The sequence below is a fragment of the Aequorivita flava genome (assembly GCF_038742595.1).
GTDB classification, from domain to species: Bacteria; Bacteroidota; Bacteroidia; order Flavobacteriales; family Flavobacteriaceae; genus Aequorivita; species Aequorivita marisscotiae.
This window is the reverse complement of sequence record NZ_JBANCF010000003.1, coordinates 348,760-370,471: the sequence shown is the minus strand read 5'-3', so window position 1 is coordinate 370,471 and position 21,712 is coordinate 348,760. Positions and strand designations below refer to the sequence as shown.

Annotated in this window: 23 protein-coding genes; 12 read left to right on the top strand and 11 right to left on the bottom strand. The window is 36.0% G+C overall.

The window, feature by feature from the left end:
* Positions 1 to 8: 8 nt before the first annotated feature.
* Positions 9 to 464: a single-stranded DNA-binding protein gene (locus VZD24_RS06545; protein ID WP_279449371.1), complete on the bottom strand. Its 456-nt coding sequence runs from the start codon at positions 462 to 464 to the stop codon at positions 9 to 11.
* Between the two features lie 112 nt (positions 465 to 576).
* Positions 577 to 1,641, bottom strand: a complete 1,065-nt coding sequence (mutY, locus tag VZD24_RS06540) for an A/G-specific adenine glycosylase (protein ID WP_279449370.1) — start codon at positions 1,639 to 1,641, stop codon at positions 577 to 579.
* Between the two features lie 127 nt (positions 1,642 to 1,768).
* Here mutY and VZD24_RS06535 point away from each other — a divergent pair, with 127 nt between their 5' ends.
* From VZD24_RS06535 to VZD24_RS06515, 5 genes are all read left to right on the top strand, one after another.
* Positions 1,769 to 2,059 (top strand): HU family DNA-binding protein, encoded by a 291-nt coding sequence (locus VZD24_RS06535; protein ID WP_014782104.1) that lies wholly within the window; start codon positions 1,769 to 1,771, stop codon positions 2,057 to 2,059.
* Between the two features lie 356 nt (positions 2,060 to 2,415).
* Positions 2,416 to 3,960 (top strand): Rne/Rng family ribonuclease, encoded by a 1,545-nt coding sequence (locus tag VZD24_RS06530; RefSeq protein WP_279449369.1) that lies wholly within the window; start codon positions 2,416 to 2,418, stop codon positions 3,958 to 3,960.
* Positions 3,961 to 4,020: 60 nt separating this feature from the next.
* Positions 4,021 to 4,497 carry a regulatory protein RecX gene (locus VZD24_RS06525; protein ID WP_279449368.1) on the top strand — a complete coding sequence of 159 codons (477 nt, stop codon included), beginning with the start codon at positions 4,021 to 4,023 and terminating at the stop codon, positions 4,495 to 4,497.
* A 93-nt stretch (positions 4,498 to 4,590) separates the two neighbouring features.
* On the top strand, positions 4,591 to 5,004 hold the full coding sequence (locus VZD24_RS06520; protein ID WP_279449367.1) for a hypothetical protein: 414 nt from the start codon (positions 4,591 to 4,593) through the stop codon (positions 5,002 to 5,004).
* Positions 5,001 to 5,192: a helix-turn-helix transcriptional regulator gene (locus tag VZD24_RS06515; protein ID WP_279449366.1), complete on the top strand. Its 192-nt coding sequence runs from the start codon at positions 5,001 to 5,003 to the stop codon at positions 5,190 to 5,192. The genes VZD24_RS06520 and VZD24_RS06515 overlap by 4 nt, the downstream gene beginning before the upstream one ends.
* A 43-nt stretch (positions 5,193 to 5,235) precedes the next feature.
* Here the strand turns inward: VZD24_RS06515 and VZD24_RS06510 are convergent, their stop codons facing one another.
* Both VZD24_RS06510 and VZD24_RS06505 read right to left on the bottom strand, forming a co-directional pair.
* Positions 5,236 to 5,754 carry a DUF6646 family protein gene (locus tag VZD24_RS06510; protein ID WP_279449365.1) on the bottom strand — a complete coding sequence of 173 codons (519 nt, stop codon included), beginning with the start codon at positions 5,752 to 5,754 and terminating at the stop codon, positions 5,236 to 5,238.
* Positions 5,755 to 5,794: 40 nt separating this feature from the next.
* Positions 5,795 to 6,649: a cupin-like domain-containing protein gene (locus tag VZD24_RS06505; protein ID WP_342687008.1), complete on the bottom strand. Its 855-nt coding sequence runs from the start codon at positions 6,647 to 6,649 to the stop codon at positions 5,795 to 5,797.
* A gap of 170 nt (positions 6,650 to 6,819) precedes the next feature.
* Here VZD24_RS06505 and VZD24_RS06500 point away from each other — a divergent pair, with 170 nt between their 5' ends.
* The 3 genes from VZD24_RS06500 to VZD24_RS15235 are packed head-to-tail and all read left to right on the top strand — an operon-like array spanning position 6,820 to position 8,001.
* The gene (locus VZD24_RS06500; RefSeq protein WP_279449363.1) at positions 6,820 to 7,587 is read left to right on the top strand and encodes a DUF2975 domain-containing protein; all 768 of its coding nucleotides are present in this window, start codon (positions 6,820 to 6,822) and stop codon (positions 7,585 to 7,587) included.
* A gap of 3 nt (positions 7,588 to 7,590) precedes the next feature.
* Entirely contained in the window at positions 7,591 to 7,797 is a 207-nt protein-coding gene (locus VZD24_RS06495) for a helix-turn-helix domain-containing protein (RefSeq protein ID WP_279449362.1), read from the top strand.
* Between the two features lie 27 nt (positions 7,798 to 7,824).
* Positions 7,825 to 8,001 (top strand): type II toxin-antitoxin system RelE/ParE family toxin, encoded by a 177-nt coding sequence (locus tag VZD24_RS15235; protein ID WP_373693813.1) that lies wholly within the window; start codon positions 7,825 to 7,827, stop codon positions 7,999 to 8,001.
* A gap of 83 nt (positions 8,002 to 8,084) precedes the next feature.
* On the opposite strand, the gene VZD24_RS06490 is transcribed toward VZD24_RS15235, so the two are convergent.
* The 5 genes from VZD24_RS06490 to VZD24_RS06470 all read right to left on the bottom strand — a co-directional run bounded on the left by VZD24_RS06490 (position 8,085) and on the right by VZD24_RS06470 (position 14,613).
* Positions 8,085 to 8,360, bottom strand: coding sequence for a FoF1 ATP synthase subunit delta/epsilon (locus VZD24_RS06490; protein WP_279449361.1), 276 nt, complete (start codon positions 8,358 to 8,360; stop codon positions 8,085 to 8,087).
* Positions 8,361 to 8,432: 72 nt separating this feature from the next.
* Complete coding sequence (gene atpD, locus VZD24_RS06485) at positions 8,433 to 9,938, bottom strand: F0F1 ATP synthase subunit beta (RefSeq protein ID WP_279449360.1); 1,506 nt, start codon at positions 9,936 to 9,938, stop codon at positions 8,433 to 8,435.
* A 322-nt stretch (positions 9,939 to 10,260) separates the two neighbouring features.
* A complete protein-coding gene (gene glmS / locus VZD24_RS06480) occupies positions 10,261 to 12,108 on the bottom strand; it encodes a glutamine--fructose-6-phosphate transaminase (isomerizing) (protein WP_279449359.1) in 1,848 nt (615 codons plus the stop codon).
* A 9-nt stretch (positions 12,109 to 12,117) separates the two neighbouring features.
* On the bottom strand, positions 12,118 to 13,656 hold the full coding sequence (gene bamH / locus VZD24_RS06475) for a BamH family beta-barrel-assembly machinery protein (protein ID WP_342687009.1): 1,539 nt from the start codon (positions 13,654 to 13,656) through the stop codon (positions 12,118 to 12,120).
* A 147-nt stretch (positions 13,657 to 13,803) separates the two neighbouring features.
* Complete coding sequence (locus VZD24_RS06470; protein ID WP_279449357.1) at positions 13,804 to 14,613, bottom strand: glycogen/starch synthase; 810 nt, start codon at positions 14,611 to 14,613, stop codon at positions 13,804 to 13,806.
* A 131-nt stretch (positions 14,614 to 14,744) separates the two neighbouring features.
* On the opposite strand from VZD24_RS06470, the gene panC reads away from it, so the two are divergent.
* The 4 genes from panC to VZD24_RS06450 all read left to right on the top strand — a co-directional run bounded on the left by panC (position 14,745) and on the right by VZD24_RS06450 (position 18,159).
* Entirely contained in the window at positions 14,745 to 15,590 is an 846-nt protein-coding gene (gene panC / locus VZD24_RS06465; RefSeq protein ID WP_279449356.1) for a pantoate--beta-alanine ligase, read from the top strand.
* A gap of 12 nt (positions 15,591 to 15,602) precedes the next feature.
* A complete protein-coding gene (gene panD, locus VZD24_RS06460) occupies positions 15,603 to 15,953 on the top strand; it encodes an aspartate 1-decarboxylase (RefSeq protein ID WP_279449355.1) in 351 nt (116 codons plus the stop codon).
* A 1-nt stretch (position 15,954) separates the two neighbouring features.
* Complete coding sequence (locus VZD24_RS06455) at positions 15,955 to 16,926, top strand: lysylphosphatidylglycerol synthase transmembrane domain-containing protein (RefSeq protein ID WP_342687010.1); 972 nt, start codon at positions 15,955 to 15,957, stop codon at positions 16,924 to 16,926.
* An 84-nt stretch (positions 16,927 to 17,010) separates the two neighbouring features.
* Entirely contained in the window at positions 17,011 to 18,159 is a 1,149-nt protein-coding gene (locus tag VZD24_RS06450) for an alpha/beta hydrolase (protein WP_342687011.1), read from the top strand.
* Positions 18,160 to 18,165: 6 nt separating this feature from the next.
* Here the strand turns inward: VZD24_RS06450 and VZD24_RS06445 are convergent, their stop codons facing one another.
* Together VZD24_RS06445 and VZD24_RS06440 are read right to left on the bottom strand one after the other, a co-directional pair.
* On the bottom strand, positions 18,166 to 18,819 hold the full coding sequence (locus tag VZD24_RS06445; protein WP_342687012.1) for a response regulator: 654 nt from the start codon (positions 18,817 to 18,819) through the stop codon (positions 18,166 to 18,168).
* Between the two features lies 1 nt (position 18,820).
* Positions 18,821 to 21,682: a sensor histidine kinase gene (locus VZD24_RS06440; protein WP_342687013.1), complete on the bottom strand. Its 2,862-nt coding sequence runs from the start codon at positions 21,680 to 21,682 to the stop codon at positions 18,821 to 18,823.
* Positions 21,683 to 21,712: the final 30 nt, after the last annotated feature.

Below are 21,712 nucleotides of genomic sequence, written 5' to 3'. Positions count from 1 at the left end.
GTTAAACATTAAAAAGGAAGATCGTCCTCTTCATCAGAAACTTGATTGTTTGTTTGCGGTTGTGCTGCAGACTGTGTTTTCTGGGTGGTTTGCGCGGTATTGCCAGTTCCAGAGTTTGCGCTGTCACTCTTGGGAGATAAAAAAGTAAAATCTGTACAGTGAATTTCGGTACTGTATCTGTCCATGCCTTTATCGTCCTGCCATTTGCGAGTTTTTAGGCGACCTTCAATATAGACCATATCGCCTTTTTTTAAATATTTTTCGCAAATTTCTGCTGCTTTGTTTCGCACTACAACATTGTGCCATTCTGTGTTTGTTACGCGCTCGTTTGTTGTTTTATTGGTATAGGTTTCGTTGGTAGCAAGCGGAAAACGGCCCAAGCTATTGCCGCCTTCAAAATAATGCATTTTTACATCATCTCCGGTATGCCCAATCAACATTACTTTGTTTAATGTTCCACTCATAACTATTGTTTTTTTAATTTGTGCAAAGGTAGATTTTGCGTTTTAAATATACGGAATTTTTAAAATTTTATATAAAATGATTTCCTGCCGCATTATGTAAGGTAACCGAACATCAGTAATTCTCAAAAAACTCCGAGACAAAATCTGCAATTAAAACGGGAACTGCGTAATCTTTTACGTTGGAAATTGGAATTGTATTTTCATTTTCCTCCAACGTTTCAACGATCCAAAACCGTGTGCTTAAATGTTGATGCGAAAGTTTGTGAACGATTGGCGTTTCATTAAATAGTGAAATAGTATCGATTTGTAGATTTTTGCAAAATGTTTGAAATTGCGTATGTTTTGTAAGGGAACGAAGATTTACTTCTTCCGAAGTTTCAATTAAAGGAAATTGGTATAACTGCTGCCAAATTCCTTTTCCCGTGCGCTGTTGTAGCATGGTGTGTTCATTTTTGGAAAGCACAACTAAATAATTGAAGAATCTTTTTTTAATGGGTTTGGCCTTTATTTTAACGGGAAGATGATCTACATTTTTCTGCTGGAAAGCCTTACAACTATCGTTAAAAATACAATTATTGCAATCTGGGTTTTGCGGCACACAGTACCGCGCGCCAAATTCCATAATGGCTTGGTTAAAGGTGCCGGGCTCATCTATATCTATAAGTTGCTGTGCGAGTTGTTTAAATTCTTTTTGTCCGGCAGTGGTATTAATAGGAGTGTTGATTTCAAAAAAGCGAGAGAGAACACGATAAACATTACCATCTACAACCGCTTCGGGTTGGTTAAACGCAATACTAGCAATGGCACTGGCTGTGTAATCGCCCACGCCTTTTAACTTTAAAAGGTCTTTGTAATTGTCGGGAAAAACCCCGTTCATTTCTTGGCACACCATTTTTGCGGTGGCATGTAGGTTTCGGGCACGCGAATAATAACCCAAACCTTGCCAAAGTTTAAGCACTTCGTCTTCGCGGGCATTGGCTAAATTTTCAACTTGCGGATAGGCTTCAATAAATTTCAAAAAGTAGGGCAATCCTTGCGCTACTCGGGTTTGTTGTAGAATAATTTCTGACAGCCAAATATGGTACGGATTCTTTGTTTTGCGCCAAGGCAATTCACGCTTGTTTTGTATATACCACGCAATGAGCTTTTTGGAAAAATTAGGGGCTATTTTATGCATTGGGTAAAATTAATCTATATCCCATTAAATTTTAAAGGATTAAGGTTTGAATTATTGATTTTAAAATATGTATATTTGCGGTCTGAAAAAAAATCTAGAAAAGAATAATTAATTAAAATTTACAAGAATGACGAAAGCAGATATCGTAGCGAAAATTTCAGAAAAGCTCGGAATGGAAAAGAATGAAGTTCAAGCTACTGTTGAAACCTTTATGGAAGAAGTAAAAAATTCATTAGAAGGAGGAGACAATGTGTATTTAAGAGGTTTTGGAAGCTTTATTATTAAAACAAGAGCCGAAAAAACAGGAAGAAATATTTCAAAGAACACAACTATTAAAATTCCGGCTCACAATATTCCAGCTTTTAAACCTGCAAAAGTATTTGTTGAAGGTGTAAAAACTAACGTGGACGTAAAATAAAACTAACCCGTTCCACTTTTGTGGGGCATTAAAAAAGACTTTAGTATGCCAAGTGGTAAAAAAAGAAAAAGACATAAGGTAGCGACTCACAAGCGCAAGAAAAGACGTCGCGCTAACCGCCACAAAAAGAAAAAGTAGTTTCTAAACTACTTTTTCTGTTTTAAAAGTGTTTTGGACAGAATCCCTTTTGGGTATTCTTTTCAATAAAAACAAACAAAAGATCGTTCTTTGAAAATGACATTGCAGCAACTGGCTTTTAGATTGGTGCAGTATCGCCGGATTTTTATATAAAATCTGTGAAAAATATTGTTTAATTAGTTCCGAATTTTTCTTCGGAACAACAAAATTAATGTAAAGTGAACTACGAATTATTTATTAGGTCCGGTTCACAAGAAGTTGATTTTGCCCTTTTAAAAGATGGAAAACTTATAGAGCTCCACAAGGAGGAAGAGGATAACAATTTTACCGTAGGCGACATATTTCTTGCCAAAATACGTAAAACTGTTCCTGGGCTTAACGCCGCCTTCGTGAATGTAGGCTACGAGAAAGATGGTTTTTTACACTATCATGATCTCGGGCCTAAAATACTTTCGCAATTAAAATTTGTGAAAGCCGTAAGCTCTGGAAAATTAAAAGATTATTCCTTAAAAGAATTTCCGTTCGAAAAAGAGATTGATAAGCATGGCAACTTAAACGATGCCTTAAAAAGCAATCAATCTATTTTGGTTCAAATTGTAAAAGAACCCATATCCACCAAAGGACCCCGTATAAGTTCAGAGCTTTCTATAGCCGGACGATACATAGTTTTGGTTCCCTTTTCAGACCGTGTTTCTGTTTCTCAAAAAATAGAAACCAACGAAGAAAAAGACAGGTTAAAACGCTTAATTACAAGCATAAAACCCAAAGGATTTGGCGTTATTATTCGTACCGTAGCCGAGGGCAAAAAAGTAGCAGAACTGGACAAAGATTTACAGAATCTTATGGAACGCTGGACAGCGATGTGTAAGAAGCTACAAGGGGCGCACCACCCTTCAAAAGTGCTAAGTGAGTTAAATAGGGGAGCATCTATCATTCGTGATATGTTCAACGATTCATTCTCTGCAATACATATAGACGATGAAACCCTATACTTGCAAATAAAAGATTATGTGCAGGAAATTGCACCCAAAAAAGACAATATCGTAAAGTTTTATGATAGCAATGTACCGATGTTTGAAAAATTTGGCATCGATCGGCAAATTAAAACTTCCTTCGGAAAAACGGTCTCAGGTAGCAAAGGAGCCTATTTGGTTATAGAACATACCGAAGCAATGCACGTAATAGACGTGAATAGCGGTAATCGTAGCAATAAGCAAAAAACACAAGAAGGCACTGCGCTGGAAGTGAATTTAATTGCAGCTACCGAAGTGGCAAGACAACTAAGGTTACGCGATATGGGAGGCATTATTGTGGTAGATTTTATTGATTTGGCAAATGCCAATCACCGAAAACAGCTCTACAACCATCTTCGCGATGAAATGAAAGACGATAGAGCAAAGCACAAAATACTACCACCAAGTAAGTTTGGGTTAATACAAATAACCCGCCAACGCGTTAGGCCAGAAATGAATATTAAAACCCGTGAAGAAAATCCCAGTAATGTGATAGACGGAGAAATTGAAGCGCCTATAATTGTTGTTAACAGAATAAATGAAGAGGTAAAGCGCCTATTCAAAAAAGACTATAAAAAGATAACGCTAAATACGCACCCTTTTATAGCGGCCTTTTTAACCAAAGGTTTTCCAAGTGTGCGCACCAAATGGTTTTTGGAGCACAAAAAATGGATAAAAATTCAACCAAGAGATGCATATACATATCTTGAATATCACTTTCACGATAAAGATGGTGAATTGATAAAATAACCAAAACCCCTTTTGAAGACTTACTTCGAAAGGGGTTTTTTTGTTAGTTTTACTTCCAGTTTGAACACTCACAAAACATACACCGTTGAAGAAGCTACCAGGCGAATGGAGCGCTACTGTGCCTATCAGGAACGTTGCCATAAAGAAGTGCGCCAAAAACTGTATGAAATGCAGATGATCCCGGTGACAGTGGATAATATTATAGATCACTTACTTAAACATAATTTTTTAAATGAAACCCGCTTTGCGCAAGCCTATGCCAGAGGAAAGTTTAGAACGAAAAAATGGGGAAGAAATAGAATTGTGAATGAATTGAAATTCCGTGAAATTTCAAAATTCAATATTAAAATTGCTCTAAAGGAAATACCCGATGCTGAATACTACAAAACCTTTGAAATCTTGGCAGACAAACGATTGCTACAATTAGCTGGCGAAAAAAATCTTCAAAAAAAGCGAAAAAAACTGGCCGATTACCTTTTTTATCGTGGGTGGGAACCTGAGTTGGTGTACCACAAAGTGAATGAAATTTTAAAATAATTAGAATTTATTGTAAATAAAACTTGACATTTCAAGGCATTTATTTATATTTGTGTCAAATAAACTTTACAAATAATCAAATAAACTTTACTTATGGACGCAAAACAGAATACATGGAAAGTAACCAATAGGAACAATATTAAACAATTAGCCTATTGGACCGGAGGGTGGGTAATAGCCATGGCAGTGGCCTCCTTTGGACAAAAATTTTTCTGGGAAGGCAATACTGTATTAACTCTCATATTTATTTTTATAGCTACTGTTGTTGGTATAGGAATGATTATTATGAATCGAAAATACATTAACAATTTGGACGAAATGCAGCGCAAAATACATGTTGAGGCAATGGCAATTTCATTAGGTATAGGCGTGGTTGGTGGATTGAGCTATTCATTATTAGATCAAGCAAAAATTATTAGTATTAACGCGGAAATTGCAGATGTAGTTATACTCATTGGGATTACATATTTAGTAGCAACTTTTGTAGGCTTAAATAGATACAAATGAAGAATAAAATCAAAATACTACGTGCCCAGCACAATATGACCCAAGCCCAATTGTCAGTTGAAGTTCAGGTTTCTCGGCAAACTATAAACGCTATTGAAACAGGAAAATTTGATCCCAGTTTACCACTTGCCTTTAAGATTTCAAGATTATTTAAATTGCCAATTGAAAGTATATTTTTTGAAGAATAAGGTATAATTAAGCGAATTTTAAACTCATACCAATAGCGCCTATTTAATAGATATTGAACGAAGCCCCAAAGCTAACTGAAACTTGATTATGCAACTTTTCGGCCTGAGTTAACATATTTGTGTTGTATTTTGAAATAGGAATATTTATCTCGGTAAAAACTCCAAAACCATTGGTAAAGAAGTATCGCAAACCCAAATGCCCGCCAAAGTTTTTCAAACTTGCGTAAAGACCGGGATAAACATCTAAATATTCATCAACGTTTATAACATTTCCAAGGTTTGCGTTAAAACGTGCACGGAAGTCAAACCTATCCTTAAAATCTGCGAAGGGCTCTTCTTCGCCACTTTTATTTCTAATTTTATCGATGCCCAACAAATATGTTGAAGCCAGTCCGAGTGAAATATTTTCACCCACGCCAAAATCTACACTCCCCATAATTCCAGTGCCATTATCTTGAAAATTAGCACCAATCTGGAATTTTACGTCGCCCTTTCCGGTATAGGCCTGTGCAAAAGTTACCTGTACCCAAAGTAGTATAAAAACGATTGCGGCGATTTTCATTTAAAAAAAATTAAAGGAAAGGTACTGAATTCTTAAGGAACTATAGCATTTTATTGGTGCGCAAAATAGCTTGTTCGTTTTTCCAATCAATCCATTTTTGTCCTTTTAGTTTTCGCATTAACTGATCGTAGTAACGCATAACAGCAATATTATAAATTGCTTTGGCCAAGTTTTTAGGATTTCTTGCAATGGCACGTAGGCTCATCGAAAAACCTGGGGTAATGTAGCGCATATAATGCCAATAGCCTTCGGGCATGTATAAAACATTGCCGTGCTCTAAGTTGGTGATATAGCCCTCCGCTTTTTTTAATGCTGGCCATTTGGTATAATCAGGATTGTGAAAATCTATATCTTCACGAGTAATTAAGGAATGGGGTATTTTATATAGATAATCATTCTGTTTTTGGTCGAAGAGAATCACTTCTTTTTTTCCTTGGAAGTGAAAATGGAAGATGTTTGCCAGATCAATATCGTAATGCATAAAAGTATAAGAATCCTTCCCACCGAAAAAGAGCATTGGTAGGCCTTTCATTAATTTCAAACCAAAATCTGGATAACTAAAATCTTTTTGGAGTTGTGGCACTTCCTTTAAAATGTTCCAAAGAAAAATACGGTATTTGGTGGGTTCTTTTTTTAAAAGAGCAACATATTCGCTCATCTTCATTTCTGCGTGCGGCTCGTTAAAACCATCTTTATGACTTACGGGACGGTTATCGTAAAGAGGAACGGTTTTATCGCCAGCCACTTCGGCCATATAATCGAGATCCCATTTTGTAAATGCCGGCCAGTCCTCTACAAACCTTTCAATAACTACTGGTTTTTGGGGCTTAAAGTAATTTTTTAGAAAATCTTCTTTGGTAATAGTTTTTACCTTATCTATCTTCTGTAAATGCATAACTGTTTTGGGTTGAAACAAATTTACGAATCTCTTTTAACAGATGGAAGGGGTGTTAATATAACTTTAAGGAATTGACTAATTTTTTCAAATTCAATCCAATTAAATAAATTATTGTTTTTCGATAATTTGGATATATTTGTTATCGTTAAACAATAATTATTTTATAAATGAAAAATTTAGGTATAGTAAGTGTTTTGTATTTTATTTTCAATTTCGCTTTTTGGGTAAGTATTGCTTTTTTAATATTTAACCTATCGTTGCTAGTTTTTACCCATGATGGATCTGTCGGTAATTTTTCGACTGATTTGCATCCTTCAAAAGGGTTTCAAATTCCTGTAAAAATGTATATTCGTACTCCCGATTCAATCTTCGATTGGAAAGGAGAAAGACCTTCAAAGAGGATCGACAAAGACATATACAGTATAAATAAGATACCCGCTGAAACCTCGTTCGAAATTTTGTCTAAATTTAAGAACGAAACATTGCAATTAACACAAAATCATGTATCTGTAAACACCAAGGTTCGGGTAAAAAGTTCGAATATGCTATTTGGTATTTTTGGATATTTCTATAATTATCTTTCACTTGTTGTAGCAGTGATTTCATTTTATTTATTAAAAAGGATTTTTCAAATATTAAGAAGAAGAATTACTTTTTCCTCCGCTCTTTTCGAAAACATAAGAAATTTGGGTTTTCTATTCATATTTTCACAAATCTGTTATGTAGTGCTAAGTGTTTATTTTGCAACTAACTATGGTGTAATTCGCTTTATACTTGCTGATGATCCCAATGTCAATCAATTGGTTGAGTATATTTTTAATCCTACATTGGATTTCAATTTTGTGTTTTTTATAATGGGCCTATCATTGATTATACTCTCAGTTTTATTGAGGTATGGGCAAAGTATCAGAGAGGATAACGACTTAACAATATAGCAAATGGGTATAGTTATAAACTTAGATAAGTTATTGGAAAGTCGTGGTATGAAAAGCAAAGAACTTGCAGAAATTATCAATATTACGGAAGCCAATCTGTCAATATTAAAATCTGGAAAAGCACGAGCAGTTCGGTTTACAACCTTGGAGGCAATTTGTAAAGCATTGGATTGCCAGCCTGGAAATATTTTGGAGTATATAAAAGATTGAAATGATAGGTATAATTTATGTCTATATCTGTTTGAACAATTAACGCTTTTTCCAAATGAAGGTATTTTACGAGAAGACTTAGCTGAGAACATACGAAGCATTCCATGCCAACCACATATCGTGTTCTATCTTATTTACGAAAAACCTATTTTGATTGTCAGGGTTTTACATCATAGACAAATCGATGCGGATTATTTCGAGTAAAAAATTAATTTTTATAAAAAACAAAAATCCCAAACTCCATCATTTTGGAATTTGGGACTTATTTTTTTTGGATTTGCTTTGGCTTAATCCGCCAAAACCATCACACGATTGTTGTTGCACTCAACAGTGCCTCCGGAAATATGAAGTACCCACCTGTCACCTTCTTTGGTAAATTTTTTCTCAAAACCATCGGCGATCGTTGGGTTACCTTTAAATTTCACTTTGCCTTCCTGTAAAACAGAAACAATGGGAGCGTGATTATTAAGCATCTGAAATTCACCATCTACACCGGGTACGGTAATGCTTTCAACTTCACCTGCAACTAAAGACGCTTCGGGGGTTACTATTTCTAAGTACATATTTATAAGTTTTCAGTTGGCAGTTACAGTTGGCAGCTATTGCTAACTGCCACTGGATACTGCATACTTTTTTTAAGCTTCGGCAAGCATTTTTTCTCCTGCTTCAATAGCTTCTTCGATGGTTCCTTTAAGGTTGAAAGCAGATTCTGGTAGGTGATCTAATTCGCCATCCATAATCATATTAAAACCTTTAATTGTTTCTTTAATATCTACTAATACGCCAGGAATACCTGTAAACTGCTCAGCTACGTGGAATGGTTGAGAAAGGAAACGCTGTACACGACGTGCGCGGCCAACAGCCATTTTATCTTCTTCAGAAAGTTCTTCCATCCCAAGAATTGCAATAATATCTTGTAGTTCTTTATAACGTTGTAAAAGCTCTTTTACGCGTTGTGCGCAGCCGTAGTGCTCTTTACCTAGAATAGGTTCAGTAAGAATACGCGATGTAGAGTCTAACGGGTCTACCGCTGGGTAAATACCAAGCTCCGCAATTTTTCTTGAAAGTACAGTTGTAGCATCCAGGTGGGCAAAAGTTGTTGCCGGCGCTGGATCCGTAAGGTCATCTGCAGGTACATAAACCGCCTGAACAGAAGTAATAGAACCTCTTTTTGTTGAAGTAATACGTTCTTGCATCGCACCCATCTCTGTTGCCAAAGTTGGTTGGTAACCCACCGCTGAAGGCATACGTCCAAGAAGTGCAGACACTTCAGAACCTGCTTGTGTAAAACGGAAAATATTATCAACGAAGAAAAGAACGTCTTTTCCTTGGCCCTCGCCAGCTCCATCACGGAAGTATTCAGCAATAGTTAGCCCAGAAAGAGCAACACGCGCACGTGCTCCCGGTGGTTCGTTCATCTGTCCGAAAACAAAGGTAGCTTTAGATTCTTTCATCGCAGTTTTATCTACTTTTGAAAGATCCCAGCCGCCAGCTTCCATTGAGTGCATAAAGTCGTCACCGTATTTTATAATACCAGACTCAAGCATTTCGCGAAGTAAATCGTTCCCTTCTCGAGTACGTTCACCTACACCTGCGAATACCGAAAGACCTCCGTGGCCTTTGGCAATATTGTTAATTAACTCTTGAATAAGTACCGTTTTACCTACACCAGCACCACCGAAAAGACCAATTTTACCACCTTTTGCATACGGCTCAATAAGATCTATTACTTTAATACCTGTAAATAAAACTTCGGTAGAAGTGGAAAGATCCTCGAATTTTGGAGCATCACGGTGAATTGGAAGGCCGTTGTCGCCAGCTTTTGGCAAGTTTCCGATACCATCAATAGCATCGCCAATTACGTTAAAAAGTCGACCGTATACTGCATCTCCAATGGGCATTTGAATTGGAGCTCCCGTTGCAACAGCTTCAACGCCACGGCTTAAACCGTCTGTAGAATCCATTGAAATGGTACGAACCATGCTCTCGCCAATGTGCGATTGAACTTCAAGAACCAAAAGGTTTCCGTTGTTGTTTACCTCTAACGAGTCGTATATTTTTGGAAGTTCCGATCCGCTATCAAACGCAACGTCAACTACCGGGCCAATAATCTGTGCAACTTTTCCTGTACTTTGTGACATGAGTAACTGTTTATTTTATAGTTATCTAAGGGCAAAAAAACCACCCCTATTTTGAACGGTGCAAAGATAGTTTTTTCTAGATGAAAAATGCAATGGGAATGTTGAAAAAATTAACTACTTCAAAAGAAAAAACATTAAACTATTAAAAATTGATTAATGTATAGTAAAAGTGCGCGTTTCACACGTATTGTTTATAGCTAATGAAACTTTGAAATTGCCTTAAATTAAAGAATATGTTTTGAAAATATAAAAAAACCCAAACAGTGTAACTTACATAAGCAAGTCAGGCCGTTTGGGTTTTAGTAGTAACTTATGCTGTAAATTATTCTACAGTAACAGATTTTGCCAAGTTTCGAGGCTGATCTACATTTCTGTTCAGCATAACTGCAATATGGTATGAAAGTAACTGCAATGGTATGGTTGTTAACAAAGGTGTTAAGGCTTCCATAGTATGCGGAACCTCCATAACGTAATCTGCCATTTCCTTGACAACGGTATCGCCTTTAGACACTACCGCGATAATTTTTCCTTTTCTGGCCTTAATTTCTTGGATGTTGCTTACAACTTTGTCGTAATGGTCGCTTTTTATGGCTATTACCACTACTGGCATTTGTTCGTCAATTAATGCAATAGGACCGTGCTTCATTTCAGCGGCAGGGTACCCTTCGGCATGAATGTATGAAATTTCCTTTAATTTTAAAGCGCCTTCTAAAGCTACTGGGAAATTGTAGCCTCTTCCCAAATAAAGAAAGTTTCTGGCATCTTTGAATGCAGCGGAGATTTCGGTTATCTTATCGTCGGTTTTTAAAGCTTCTTCAACTTGGTTTGGAATTAACTCCAACGCACGTAAATAAAGCATAAAATCGCTTTGGCTTATTGTGCCTTTTGCTTTTGCCAGACGTAGCGCTATCATTGCTAAAACAGTAATTTGGGTAGTAAAAGCTTTGGTAGATGCCACGCCAATTTCTGGTCCCGCATGGGTGTAGGTGCCACTGTGAGTTTCGCGCGAAATAGAAGAACCAACCACATTGCAAACTCCATAAACAAAGGCACCTTTAGATTTTGCCAATTTTATGGCTGCAAGTGTATCTGCTGTTTCACCACTCTGAGAAATAGCGATTACTACATCTTTTTCAGAAATAATTGGGTTTCGATAGCGAAATTCGGAAGCGTATTCAACCTCTACTGGTATGCGCACCAAATCTTCAAAAATATATTCAGCAACCAAACCGGCATGCCACGAAGTGCCACAGGCAACTATAATAATGCGTTGGGCATTTGTAAATTTTTCAATATAATTTTCCAGTCCGCCCAGTCTAACAATGCCTTGATCTGCAAGTAATCTGCCGCGATACGTATCTTTTATAACCGAAGGTTGCTCGTATATTTCTTTTAGCATAAAGTGGTCGTAACCACCTTTTTCAATTTGTTCTAAGTTAAGTTGAAGTTCTTGAATGTACGGGGCAACAAGAATATCGTCTTTTATTTTACGCACTTTTACATCGCGTCCTAGTCTAATAATTGCCATTTCCTCATCTTCTAAATAAATGGCGTTGTTTGTAAACTCTATAAAAGGAGAAGCATCGCTAGCCACAAAAAATTCGTCTTCACCAATACCAATGGCTAATGGACTTCCCAATTTTGCAACTACAATTTCGTTTGGTTTCTTTTTGTCGAAAAGTGCTATTGCGTACGCTCCCACCACTTGGTTTAAAGCAATTTGTACGGCTTTTCCTAGCTTTACGTTTTCTTTAATTTGAATGTCTTCAATTAAATTAACCAAAACTTCGGTGTCTGTATCAGACTTAAAAGTGTAGCCTCTATTTATTAATTCTTTTTTAAGTGAACCGTAATTTTCAATAATACCATTGTGTATAATTACCAAATCGCCACTCATAGAATAGTGTGGGTGGCTGTTTACATCGTTTGGTATTCCGTGTGTGGCCCAACGGGTGTGGCCAATGCCTAAATTGCCTTCGCGAGAAATATTCAACTTTGCTTTTTCCTCCAAACTTGCAACTTTGCCTTTTGTTTTGCACAGTTGAATGTCGGTACCATCAAATAGTGCAATTCCTGCACTGTCATATCCTCTGTATTCTAAGCGTTTTAATCCGTTTAAAACAATGGGATATGCTTCTCTTTTGCCAATATAGCCTACAATTCCACACATAATCGACGTTTAATTTGGTTCAGTATAATAAATTTGAAGTTTTAGTCTTTTTTCTTGATTGGGCGATGCGTTTCCGTGAAGAATGGTTCCTTCGGGAGAAACGATAGCACTCGAGGGAACTTCCTTAATGCTAGGTTCCATGGGGTTCTGCAGCTTCTGCGTTGTGCGGGTTAACACATTTTGCGAAACAATAATTCCCAAAGGCACGTTTGTGCTGTCTTTATTTATCAAGTTGCTAATATGGTCGGTAATTTTCAACTTGTAATAATCGCCGTTACCATCACTGCCTCTTTGCAATTTTCCGTAATGATTGGAAAGTGCATCTATTGCCTCAAGTCCGTTAGTTGGATCTTGATTGTAATCTGCCAAAACATCGCTGTTTTTTAAATCGTAAATTACAATTCGTTCGGGTTCCGTAGCGCCACCAACCATTAAATCTTGATTTACATACAGAATTAGGTTTGCTTCATTTACAATCCATTTTTTATCGCGAAGCATTTCAAGATCGTCAGCAACTCCATTATTGTCATTATCTTTTCCGAAAAGCTCAATTACCGAAATAATTCCATCGCCACCGCGCAGATATAAGTTTTCATTGCCCGTTTGGATATTTGGATTTTCTACAGCAGTTTGTATTTGTTGCGGAAGTTGGTTTGTAAATGTATTTACACTTATGCCTCCATTAAAGTTTAACTTAAACGTGCCATTTTCGCGCTCGTCATCATCATTCTTAAAGTTGTAATAAATTGTAACGAAAGCTTTTGTGGCATCAAAAATAAACAAACTTCCATTGTCTGTTGTTGAGCTTACATCAAAATAAAGTCCTCTTAAAAAGTTTTTGAAGTTATTGCTATTGCGTAATTCGGGAGTACCTTCCATGTCAATAATATTGGTTTGGAAGAAGGTAGAATCCAATTTTACGCGAAGGCCTGGGGGCAGTTTTATTTCGTCTTCTTCGCCTTGGTTAAATAGATATCCGATTTTAGTAGGAATAAAATCGATTACTGTAGCTAATTCTTCACCTAAATAACTTTCAAAAAGTGGTCCTTGATTGGTATAATAGTTTTGAAATTCCTCAAAACCAGAGTCTGGATCGTATTCTCTTAAAAAATATTTCGACTGTAAAATTGAAATATTTATCGGGCTTGTACCGTATATAGAATCGAGTTCGTACGTTGTTATGCTGTCTACTGTGGTCTCGGTGCTGTAGTAGGGAAGGTACACAAATACACTATCTACCGTTGCACTGTCTCCAAATTTTGGGTCGCTACTCTCTAACGTTAGCTGGGAAAGCAAACTAACGGTTGATTTGCCATACACAGGATCGTTATAAACCCCAAATTGATAGGATGGCAATCTATTGCTCTGCACCGGCCCTAATTTTCTGCTGTAAGAAATAACAGTTTGCGAATCGTCTAAAATTCCGTTTGGAATTTCTGTTCCCAATACTTCAGAACCGATAAGAGAGGTTTCTTTTTGGCATGAAGAAAACGCAATAATTATGAGGAAAATAGTGCCAACCATTGGCAACAAGCTTTTTAATTTCATCTGCATACAATGTTTATTAAATAGGAAGGAATTGTGTCTAGATTATTGGTTATAAGTTGTTTTGTAAATAAAGGGGATAAAATTTAATTGGAGCTTTATTAAAAATTTCGTGCTAAACTGTTTTCAAATTAATTATAGCACTAAAATTTATTCCAAAACTTTCGAGCTGTAAAAATCTAAATATGCTTGCGAAAAATCTTCCATATTATGATACTTTAACACGGGTTTGTCCATAGTGTTAATAAAATTTTCGAGCGCTTCAGGTATTTCTTCTGTAGCTACAATAATGGCATCCGAATTTCTAATGGCAATCTTCATCAGGTTTATATAACTCGGATCTTCTAATTCGGCAATGGCTTCATCGTCTATAGCGTCATACCTCACTTTTTCAATGGTATCTTTTGCTAACGATCCTTCGAATCCAGTATTGTACACAGAGGTTACAATTTTACTGTTTTCAAATAATGGTTCATTGCCGTAATAATTGCGAAGGTAAAGCGGCAAAAAGGCTGCCAACCAACCGTGCACGTGAATAATATCTGGTGCCCAGTTTAATTTTTTTACCGTTTCAATTACCCCTTTTGCAAAGAATATAGCGCGTTCGTCATTGTCTTTATAAAAGTTGCCATCTTCATCGGCATAGGTGGCTTTTCTTTTAAAATAATCTTCGTTGTCAATAAAATAAACTTGAATACGCTCTTTGGGAATTGACGCCACTTTAATTATCAGCGGCATATCCAGATCGTTTATAACCAAATTCATACCTGAAAGGCGTATTACCTCGTGCAGTTGATGTCTTCTTTCATTAATGTTTCCATAACGGGGCATAAAGATTCTAATCTGGCCACCGTTGTTATTGATCATTCTAGGAGCTTCAAACGACATTGAAGAAATCTCGGTCTCGGGAAGATAAGGCACAACTTCTGAAGACACATACAAGACTCTTTTATCTTTCATCTATAAGTTTTTTAAAAATTATTTGAAATTTTGCCTCAATTGCTTCGAGGCATTTAAAAACACGCAAAATTACGAAAATTTATGTAGATTGTCTTTAATATATTAATTTTGCCCGCTCTTAAAGCAATTTTATGGTTGTATTTACCCAGAAAGAAACCTTGGTGAAAGCCTTGTCTTCTGAATATAAAAATGACAAAATAGGTTTTGTGCCAACAATGGGTGCATTGCATAAAGGCCATATATCATTGGTTGCTAAAGCTTTGAGCGAAAATAGTTTGGTGGTGGTGAGCATTTTTGTAAATCCAACCCAGTTTAATAACACGGCAGATCTTAAAAAATATCCGCGTACTCCCGAAGACGATATTATGTTGTTAAAATCGTTAAATGAGGATATAATTGTGTATTTACCTGAGATTTCAGATTTATATGAAGAAACTGTTACAGCAAAAAAATACAATTTTGGCGCTCTTGAAAACGAAATGGAGGGAAAACACCGGAAGGGGCATTTTGATGGCGTGGGAACAATTGTAAGTAAACTATTAAAAATTGTAAAACCCGCTTCGGCTTACTTCGGCGAAAAAGATTTTCAGCAATTACAGATTGTAAAAAAATTGATTGAAATTGAAAACCTCCCCGTAAAAATTATTGGTTGCCCTATTTTAAGAGAAGAAAATGGGCTTGCCATGAGTTCGCGAAATAAACGGCTAAATAAAATCCAGTACGATGAGGCCGCTATTATTTATAAAATTTTAAAGGAAGTACGTGAAAAATTTGAATCAACAACCATTGCAGATCTAAACTCTCTGGTTGCGGAACGATTTTTGCAAAACCCAAACTTAAAATTGGAGTATTTTGAAATAGCCGATGAAGAAACACTTAAAACCGCAACCCATAAAAATGAAGGTTTAAAATACCGTGCTTTTATGGCAGTATTTGCTGGTAAAGTTAGGCTTATAGATAATATCTCTTTAAATTAATATCTTTGCACCATGCAAATACACGTAGTAAAATCTAAAATCCATAGAGTAAAAGTTACCGGTGCCGATTTAAATTATATTGGTAGCATCACTATTGACGAAGATTTAATGGACGCCGCCAATATTATTGAAGGCGAAAAAGTTCAAATTGTAAATAACAATAATGGCGAAAGGCTCGAAACGTACGCCATTCCCGGTCCGCGCAATAGTGGCGAAATAACGCTTAACGGTGCTGCCGCAAGACGCGTAGCTCCGGGCGATGTACTTATACTTATTACCTATGCAATAATGGAAATAGAAGAGGCCAAAGCCTTTAAGCCTGCATTGGTTTTCCCGGACGAGGAAACAAATTTACTTCGTTAAATTGAGCCGTTCCCTTTCAAAATTCTTACAGATTGCCGTTCCACTTGGTTTGGGCATCTTTCTTATTTGGTATATATATCAATCGTTTACTCCCCAACAACTCACTGAAACTAAAAAACATTTTACTGATGCTAATTACGGTTTTGTACTGCTTTCAATAGCGCTGAGTGTTTTAAGCCATATATCACGTTCGTATAGATGGAGCTTTATGTTAGAACCCTTGGGTTATCGCACTAAAATTGCCAATAATTTTATGGCAGTTTCCGTGGCCTATTTAATGAATATTTTTATTCCTAAAAGTGGCGAATTTTCTAGAGGTATTATTTTAGATAAATATGAAGGAGTGCCTTTTCAAAAAGGATTTGGTACTATTATTTCTGAAAGAATCGTTGATTTAATATTTCTACTTTTATTTACCGCCTTGGCATTGTTTATTAAGTTTGATGTTTTGTATCAGTACATAGTGGGCAGTATCCCTAGCTCGCTGTTGTATATTCTTATCTTCGGAATTGTATTAGGCGCCATTAGTATCCCGTTGTATGTTAAATTTTCAAAATCGAATGTCAATAAAAAGCTGAAAAACTTTGTAATTGGTTTAAAGGAAGGAATCTTCAGCATTCTAAAAATGCGAAGAAAAGCGGCGTTTTTATTTCACTCGTTTTTAATCTGGGGGTTGTATCTGCTCTCTTTCTATACGGCGCTCCACGCATTGCCAGAAACTGCAAATATTTCAATCGGTACAATTATTATTGCTTTTGTGGTAGGTAGTTTTACATTTGCCTTTACCAATAGCGGTTTTGGCACCTACCCCGCGGCTATAGCCGGAATTTTAGCAATTTTTGGAGTAGCCAAAACTGTGGGTGTGGCCGTGGGTTGGATTGTTTGGATTTCAAATATTAGCGCGATTATTTTCTTTGGAGTACTCTCTTTGGTATTGCTTCCCATTTATAATAGAAAGGGGTTACAATTATAGCTTTTTTTAGAAAATATAGCTCTTTCAAAAAACCTACGAATTCAAAATTTCATATCTTTCCACAGCATTTAAAAAGGTAGGGTTATGAAAAGTATGCTAATATTTTTGGTCGGAGTTTTGCTTAGCAATGCTTCATTCTCACAAATTATTTATGAAGAATTTAAATCGGAAAGACTGGACCAGTCGCGAAGACTTAAAATTCAATTGCCCAGAAATTACGACACGAATGTTGATAAAAAATATCCAATAGTGTTGGTGCTGGATGCAGATTATTTGTTTGAGCCAGTTGCCGGAAATGTAGATTATTTTAGTTATTGGGAAGACATGCCAGAGTCTATCGTCGTTGGAGTTATGCAGGGTGGTTCGCGATATTTTGATTGTGCTTACGACGACAATACATTTTTTCCCGATGAAAAGGGAGCCCGTTTTTTTGAATTTTTAGGGCTAGAACTTATTCCGTATATAGATAAAAAATACCGCACCGCTAAGTTTATTATTGGAGTGGGACACGATTTTACCGCTAATTTTTTAAATTATTATCTCTTTAAAGATCCACCTTTGCTTAACGGATATATTAATTTGAGTCCAGATCTGGCTCCCATGATGCAAGAGCGGCTGGCAGAACGCATACCACAGATTCCGGGAAAAATATTTTACTATTTGGCAACTGGCACAGACGATATAAAAGGACTGATGGAATCATCGGAAGATTTAAACAAACAATTGAGCAGTATAAAGAATAATTCGTTTAGCTATTATTACGATAATTTTGAAGGCGCTACACATTATTCGTTGGGCGGTAGGGGAATACCCAATGCGTTGGAAAAAATATTTTCAGTTTATAGACCAATAAGCAAAAAAGAATACTCGGAAGTATTGCTAAAATTAAAAACGCCGGTTATTCAATATCTTTTAGATAAATATAAAGTTATTGAAGATCTCTTTGGAATAACTAACAATATTCGTGTTAACGATTTTATTGCCACGGCAACCGCAGCAGAAAAATTAAAGCAATGGGAGTCGTTGCGGGAAATTGCAACTATGGCAAAAAAGCAATACTCAGAAACCGTGCTGGGCGATTATTATTTAGGCCGTTATTATGAAGAAACCGGTGAACCCAAAAAAGCAATGAAAATCTTTCAAGGAGCTTTTGATAAAGAAGAAGTAGATTTTATTACAATAGATAAATTATTGGATCGAGCAGATAAAATAAAGCAGGATTTTGGGTATTAAACCAATTTAAAGTTCCTTTATAATTAACCTATGCAAATAGGCCCAAGTGTTGAGTGCATTGGAATTTGTATTTTCAATATCTAGTTTTGTAATAATATTGCTTCTGTGCTTTTCTACCGTTCGAACCGAGATAAACAATTCTTTTGCTATTTCGCTACTGCTTTTTTGTTGGGAAACCATTTTTAAAATAATTTTTTCAGAATAGGTTAAATGTTTCATTTTCCGGATGTCTTCTGAAACAGCTTTAAGCGATGAATCTTCAAATGCCCGGCTGAAGTAAACATTGTTATTTAACACCTCTTCAATGCACTCTTCAATTTCATAAAATGAATCTTCCTTTAGCAAATACCCGTTAATTTGAAGCGCCCTAGCTTGCGATATATATTCTATTTCTTTGTGAAAGGAAAGCACTATAAATTTAGTGTCAACTTCTTTCTGCTTGGCCATTTTAATTACATCAAAACCGGTTAAAATAGGCATGTCTATATCTAACAAGGCAATGGTTGGGTTGTGAACCAGAATTTTTTCCAAGGCTTGCATTCCATCAGAAGCCTGTCCCACAACATTGTAATTATTTTCTAACAATTCGTCGTAAAGCCCTTTCAGGATCATGGGGTGATCGTCTGCAATTACAATAGAGATATTATTTTTTTTAATCATTTTAGATTGGAATTGTAAGCGTTATTTTAGTGCCTTTCTTTAACTGACTTTTAATATCAATTTTTGAGTTTAAAATCTTCGCGCGTTCTCTTAATGTTTTCATTCCGAGGCTTGCGCTCGTTTTAATCATTTCTGAGACTTCAAACCCTTTTCCATTATCTGCTATTGTTGCTTGTATGGTATTATTTCTTTTTTTAATAGAAACGGAACCGGCCTTGGCTTCGGCGTGTTTTACCATATTATTGAGTACTTCTTGTATAATTCTATATAAATGTAGTGAAGCTTCTTTGGTTATAAGGTTGTCTATATCATCTATTTGATGTGTAAAAAAAATATTGGTATTAGCATCTACTTCATTAATCATGTTCTTAATTGCGGCAGTAGGCCCCAAACGTTCTAAATTTGCCGGATGCAGTCCTCTAGAAATACTGCGAAGTTCATCTAAAGTGCTGCTGGCCAAAGTTTCCATATCTTGATTTTTAATATTTTTTGTTTTTTTGGTTAACAACATTAGTTTTTGGCCTACACTATCGTGTAATTCGCGCGCCACTCTTGTACGCTCTTCTTCTTGTGCCTTGATAAGGTTGTGCGTGTAGGCCTCATTTCTTTTACGCGCTAGTTTACTGCGATAGGAAAAAAAGACAAATACGCTAGCGGTAATAATAGATACTACCGTAACCCAAAAAAGCCATGTTTTCCAAAATGGAACTTTTATTTCAAACGAATACTGATAGGGCTGGGTTTGCCATTTTCCATAGCCATTATCTGCAGTAAATTCAAAGGTGTATTTGCCCGGAGGTAAATATGAAAATACCACATTGTTATCTGCTATAGGTTCAGACCATTGGTTTTCGTCACGCAGCCCAATCATTCGGTATTTATACTTTACGTTTTCCGGATTGGTAAACGTAATTGCTTCCATCGAAAAACTTAAATAGTTTTTTTGATAGGGTAGAACTATGCCTTTTTCGGTACTATACAAGCTATCGATCAACGGTTCTGAAAACAATAAAATTTCGGGTAAATTTAGTTTTGGCGGCTTATTGTTAGCTGTAAATTTATTCTCGTTAAAAGCTATAACACCGTCTAATGAAGTGGCCAATACTGTTTTATCTTTTGTAACAAGCAGGGAATTAAAATCTATATCGTTTGCTAAAAAATGAGGTATGGTGTGGTAATATTTTGCGACAATTGAATCATTTTGCAGCAAATTTGGGAGATCTACTTTAATTAAAACATCCCTTCCGGCTAACCATAAATCGTTACCATCTACCTCTAAAGCTCTAAAGTATTTTAAACCAGAAAACCGATTCATATTAAAAGTTTGTATTTTAAATTGGTCGTTCTGCAGGCTAATGTGATATAATTTTTTTTCGCTACCAGCTAGCACTTCAGTCTTAGTGACAGTAGATATGCTCCTAAAATTATTGTTTGAAATCGGGCTTAAACCGTGGATTGTATCTAATTTTTTATTTTTTATTTGAAATAAACCACTTACTTTACAGAGCAAATAACGGTTGCCAATTGGTTCAATGCCTATAGATCTTTTAGAATTTATAAAATATATTGAATCTTTGGTGCGGACTTTTATTGTATTTGTACCAAACAGAAAGGTTTTGTCTTGCTTTTTAAATATTAAATTATAATCGCCTTCATCTACTAGTTTTGAACTTGGTTTATTGTTTGTATGTTCAAAAACGGCTTTACCGGTATTGTATAGTAGATTGTCTTCTTCTGTTACAAAAAGATTTTTTATAGAGCCATTTTTTGTTATTTGTCTAATTGTTTGGGAATCATCCAAAATAGCAACCCCATCGTTTGTGGCCATCACCACCTTTCCGTTCCATTCAACAATATCATTTACGGTAGCCAACCCTTGACTGTCATCGTAAATTTTAAAAGCTGTATCTCTAAAACGGATAATTCCTTCGCCATATGAAGTCATCCAAAGATTGCCTTCATAATCTTTAATAGTTTGATAAATGTATTTTGAAGGCAAGCCCTGAGCCTCATTTATAATTTCTAAATGCCCGGTGTTTTTATTAAAAATTCCAATGCCATTTCCCTCAAAACTTAAATAGAACTCATTTTCATTCGCTTCTAAAATGCCGTATATCCGGTTTTTATCAAAATCGTCAGGATTAAATTTAAATAACTGAAGCTTGTCATTGGTAATTTTATACAATTCGCCATAAGCCCCTACCCATATATTTTTTGCATCGTCTACCAAAACGGAATAACAAATATTATTAATGCCGCTCTTTTCGTTGAAAATATTTTCAATCTTAAGCGGGTTTAAAGTCATTTTGTAAATCCCTAATTTGGTAGAAGCTAGATATATAGTGTTATCGTCATACCACGCTGCATTTTGAATACCTTCAACCCGATTTTTAGAATCATTTTTTAACAAATCGTGCAGCTTGCCATCTTTAAAAATAGCAATGCCTTGTACAAAAAATATATACATTAAACCATCGCTACTTTCCAACATAGCGGTTACGGCTCCCAAGGCGTCAAAATTTACACCTTTTGGATTGGTAATTTTACCATTTTCAATATAACTAACGCCATTATCTAAGGTGCCCACCCAGATGCGACCCTTAGAATCTTCAAAAAGACTAAAAATTATATTGGAAGCGAGACCGTCCTCGGTTGTGTAATTTGTAAAAGTTTTGCCGTTAAAACTGCTTAATCCCGAAGTAGTACTTATCCAAATTCTGTAATCGCTCGCTTGAAGTATGGCGAAGGTTTCGTTGGTTATCAATCCTTCCTCGGCTTTATATTTTTTAAATTGATATCGCTGCGCGTTTGTATGCATCGAGAATACACACAAAAATAACATTGTGAGGAATAAGCGTATCATTTAGCGAAGTTTGTTGTGTAAATATATTTA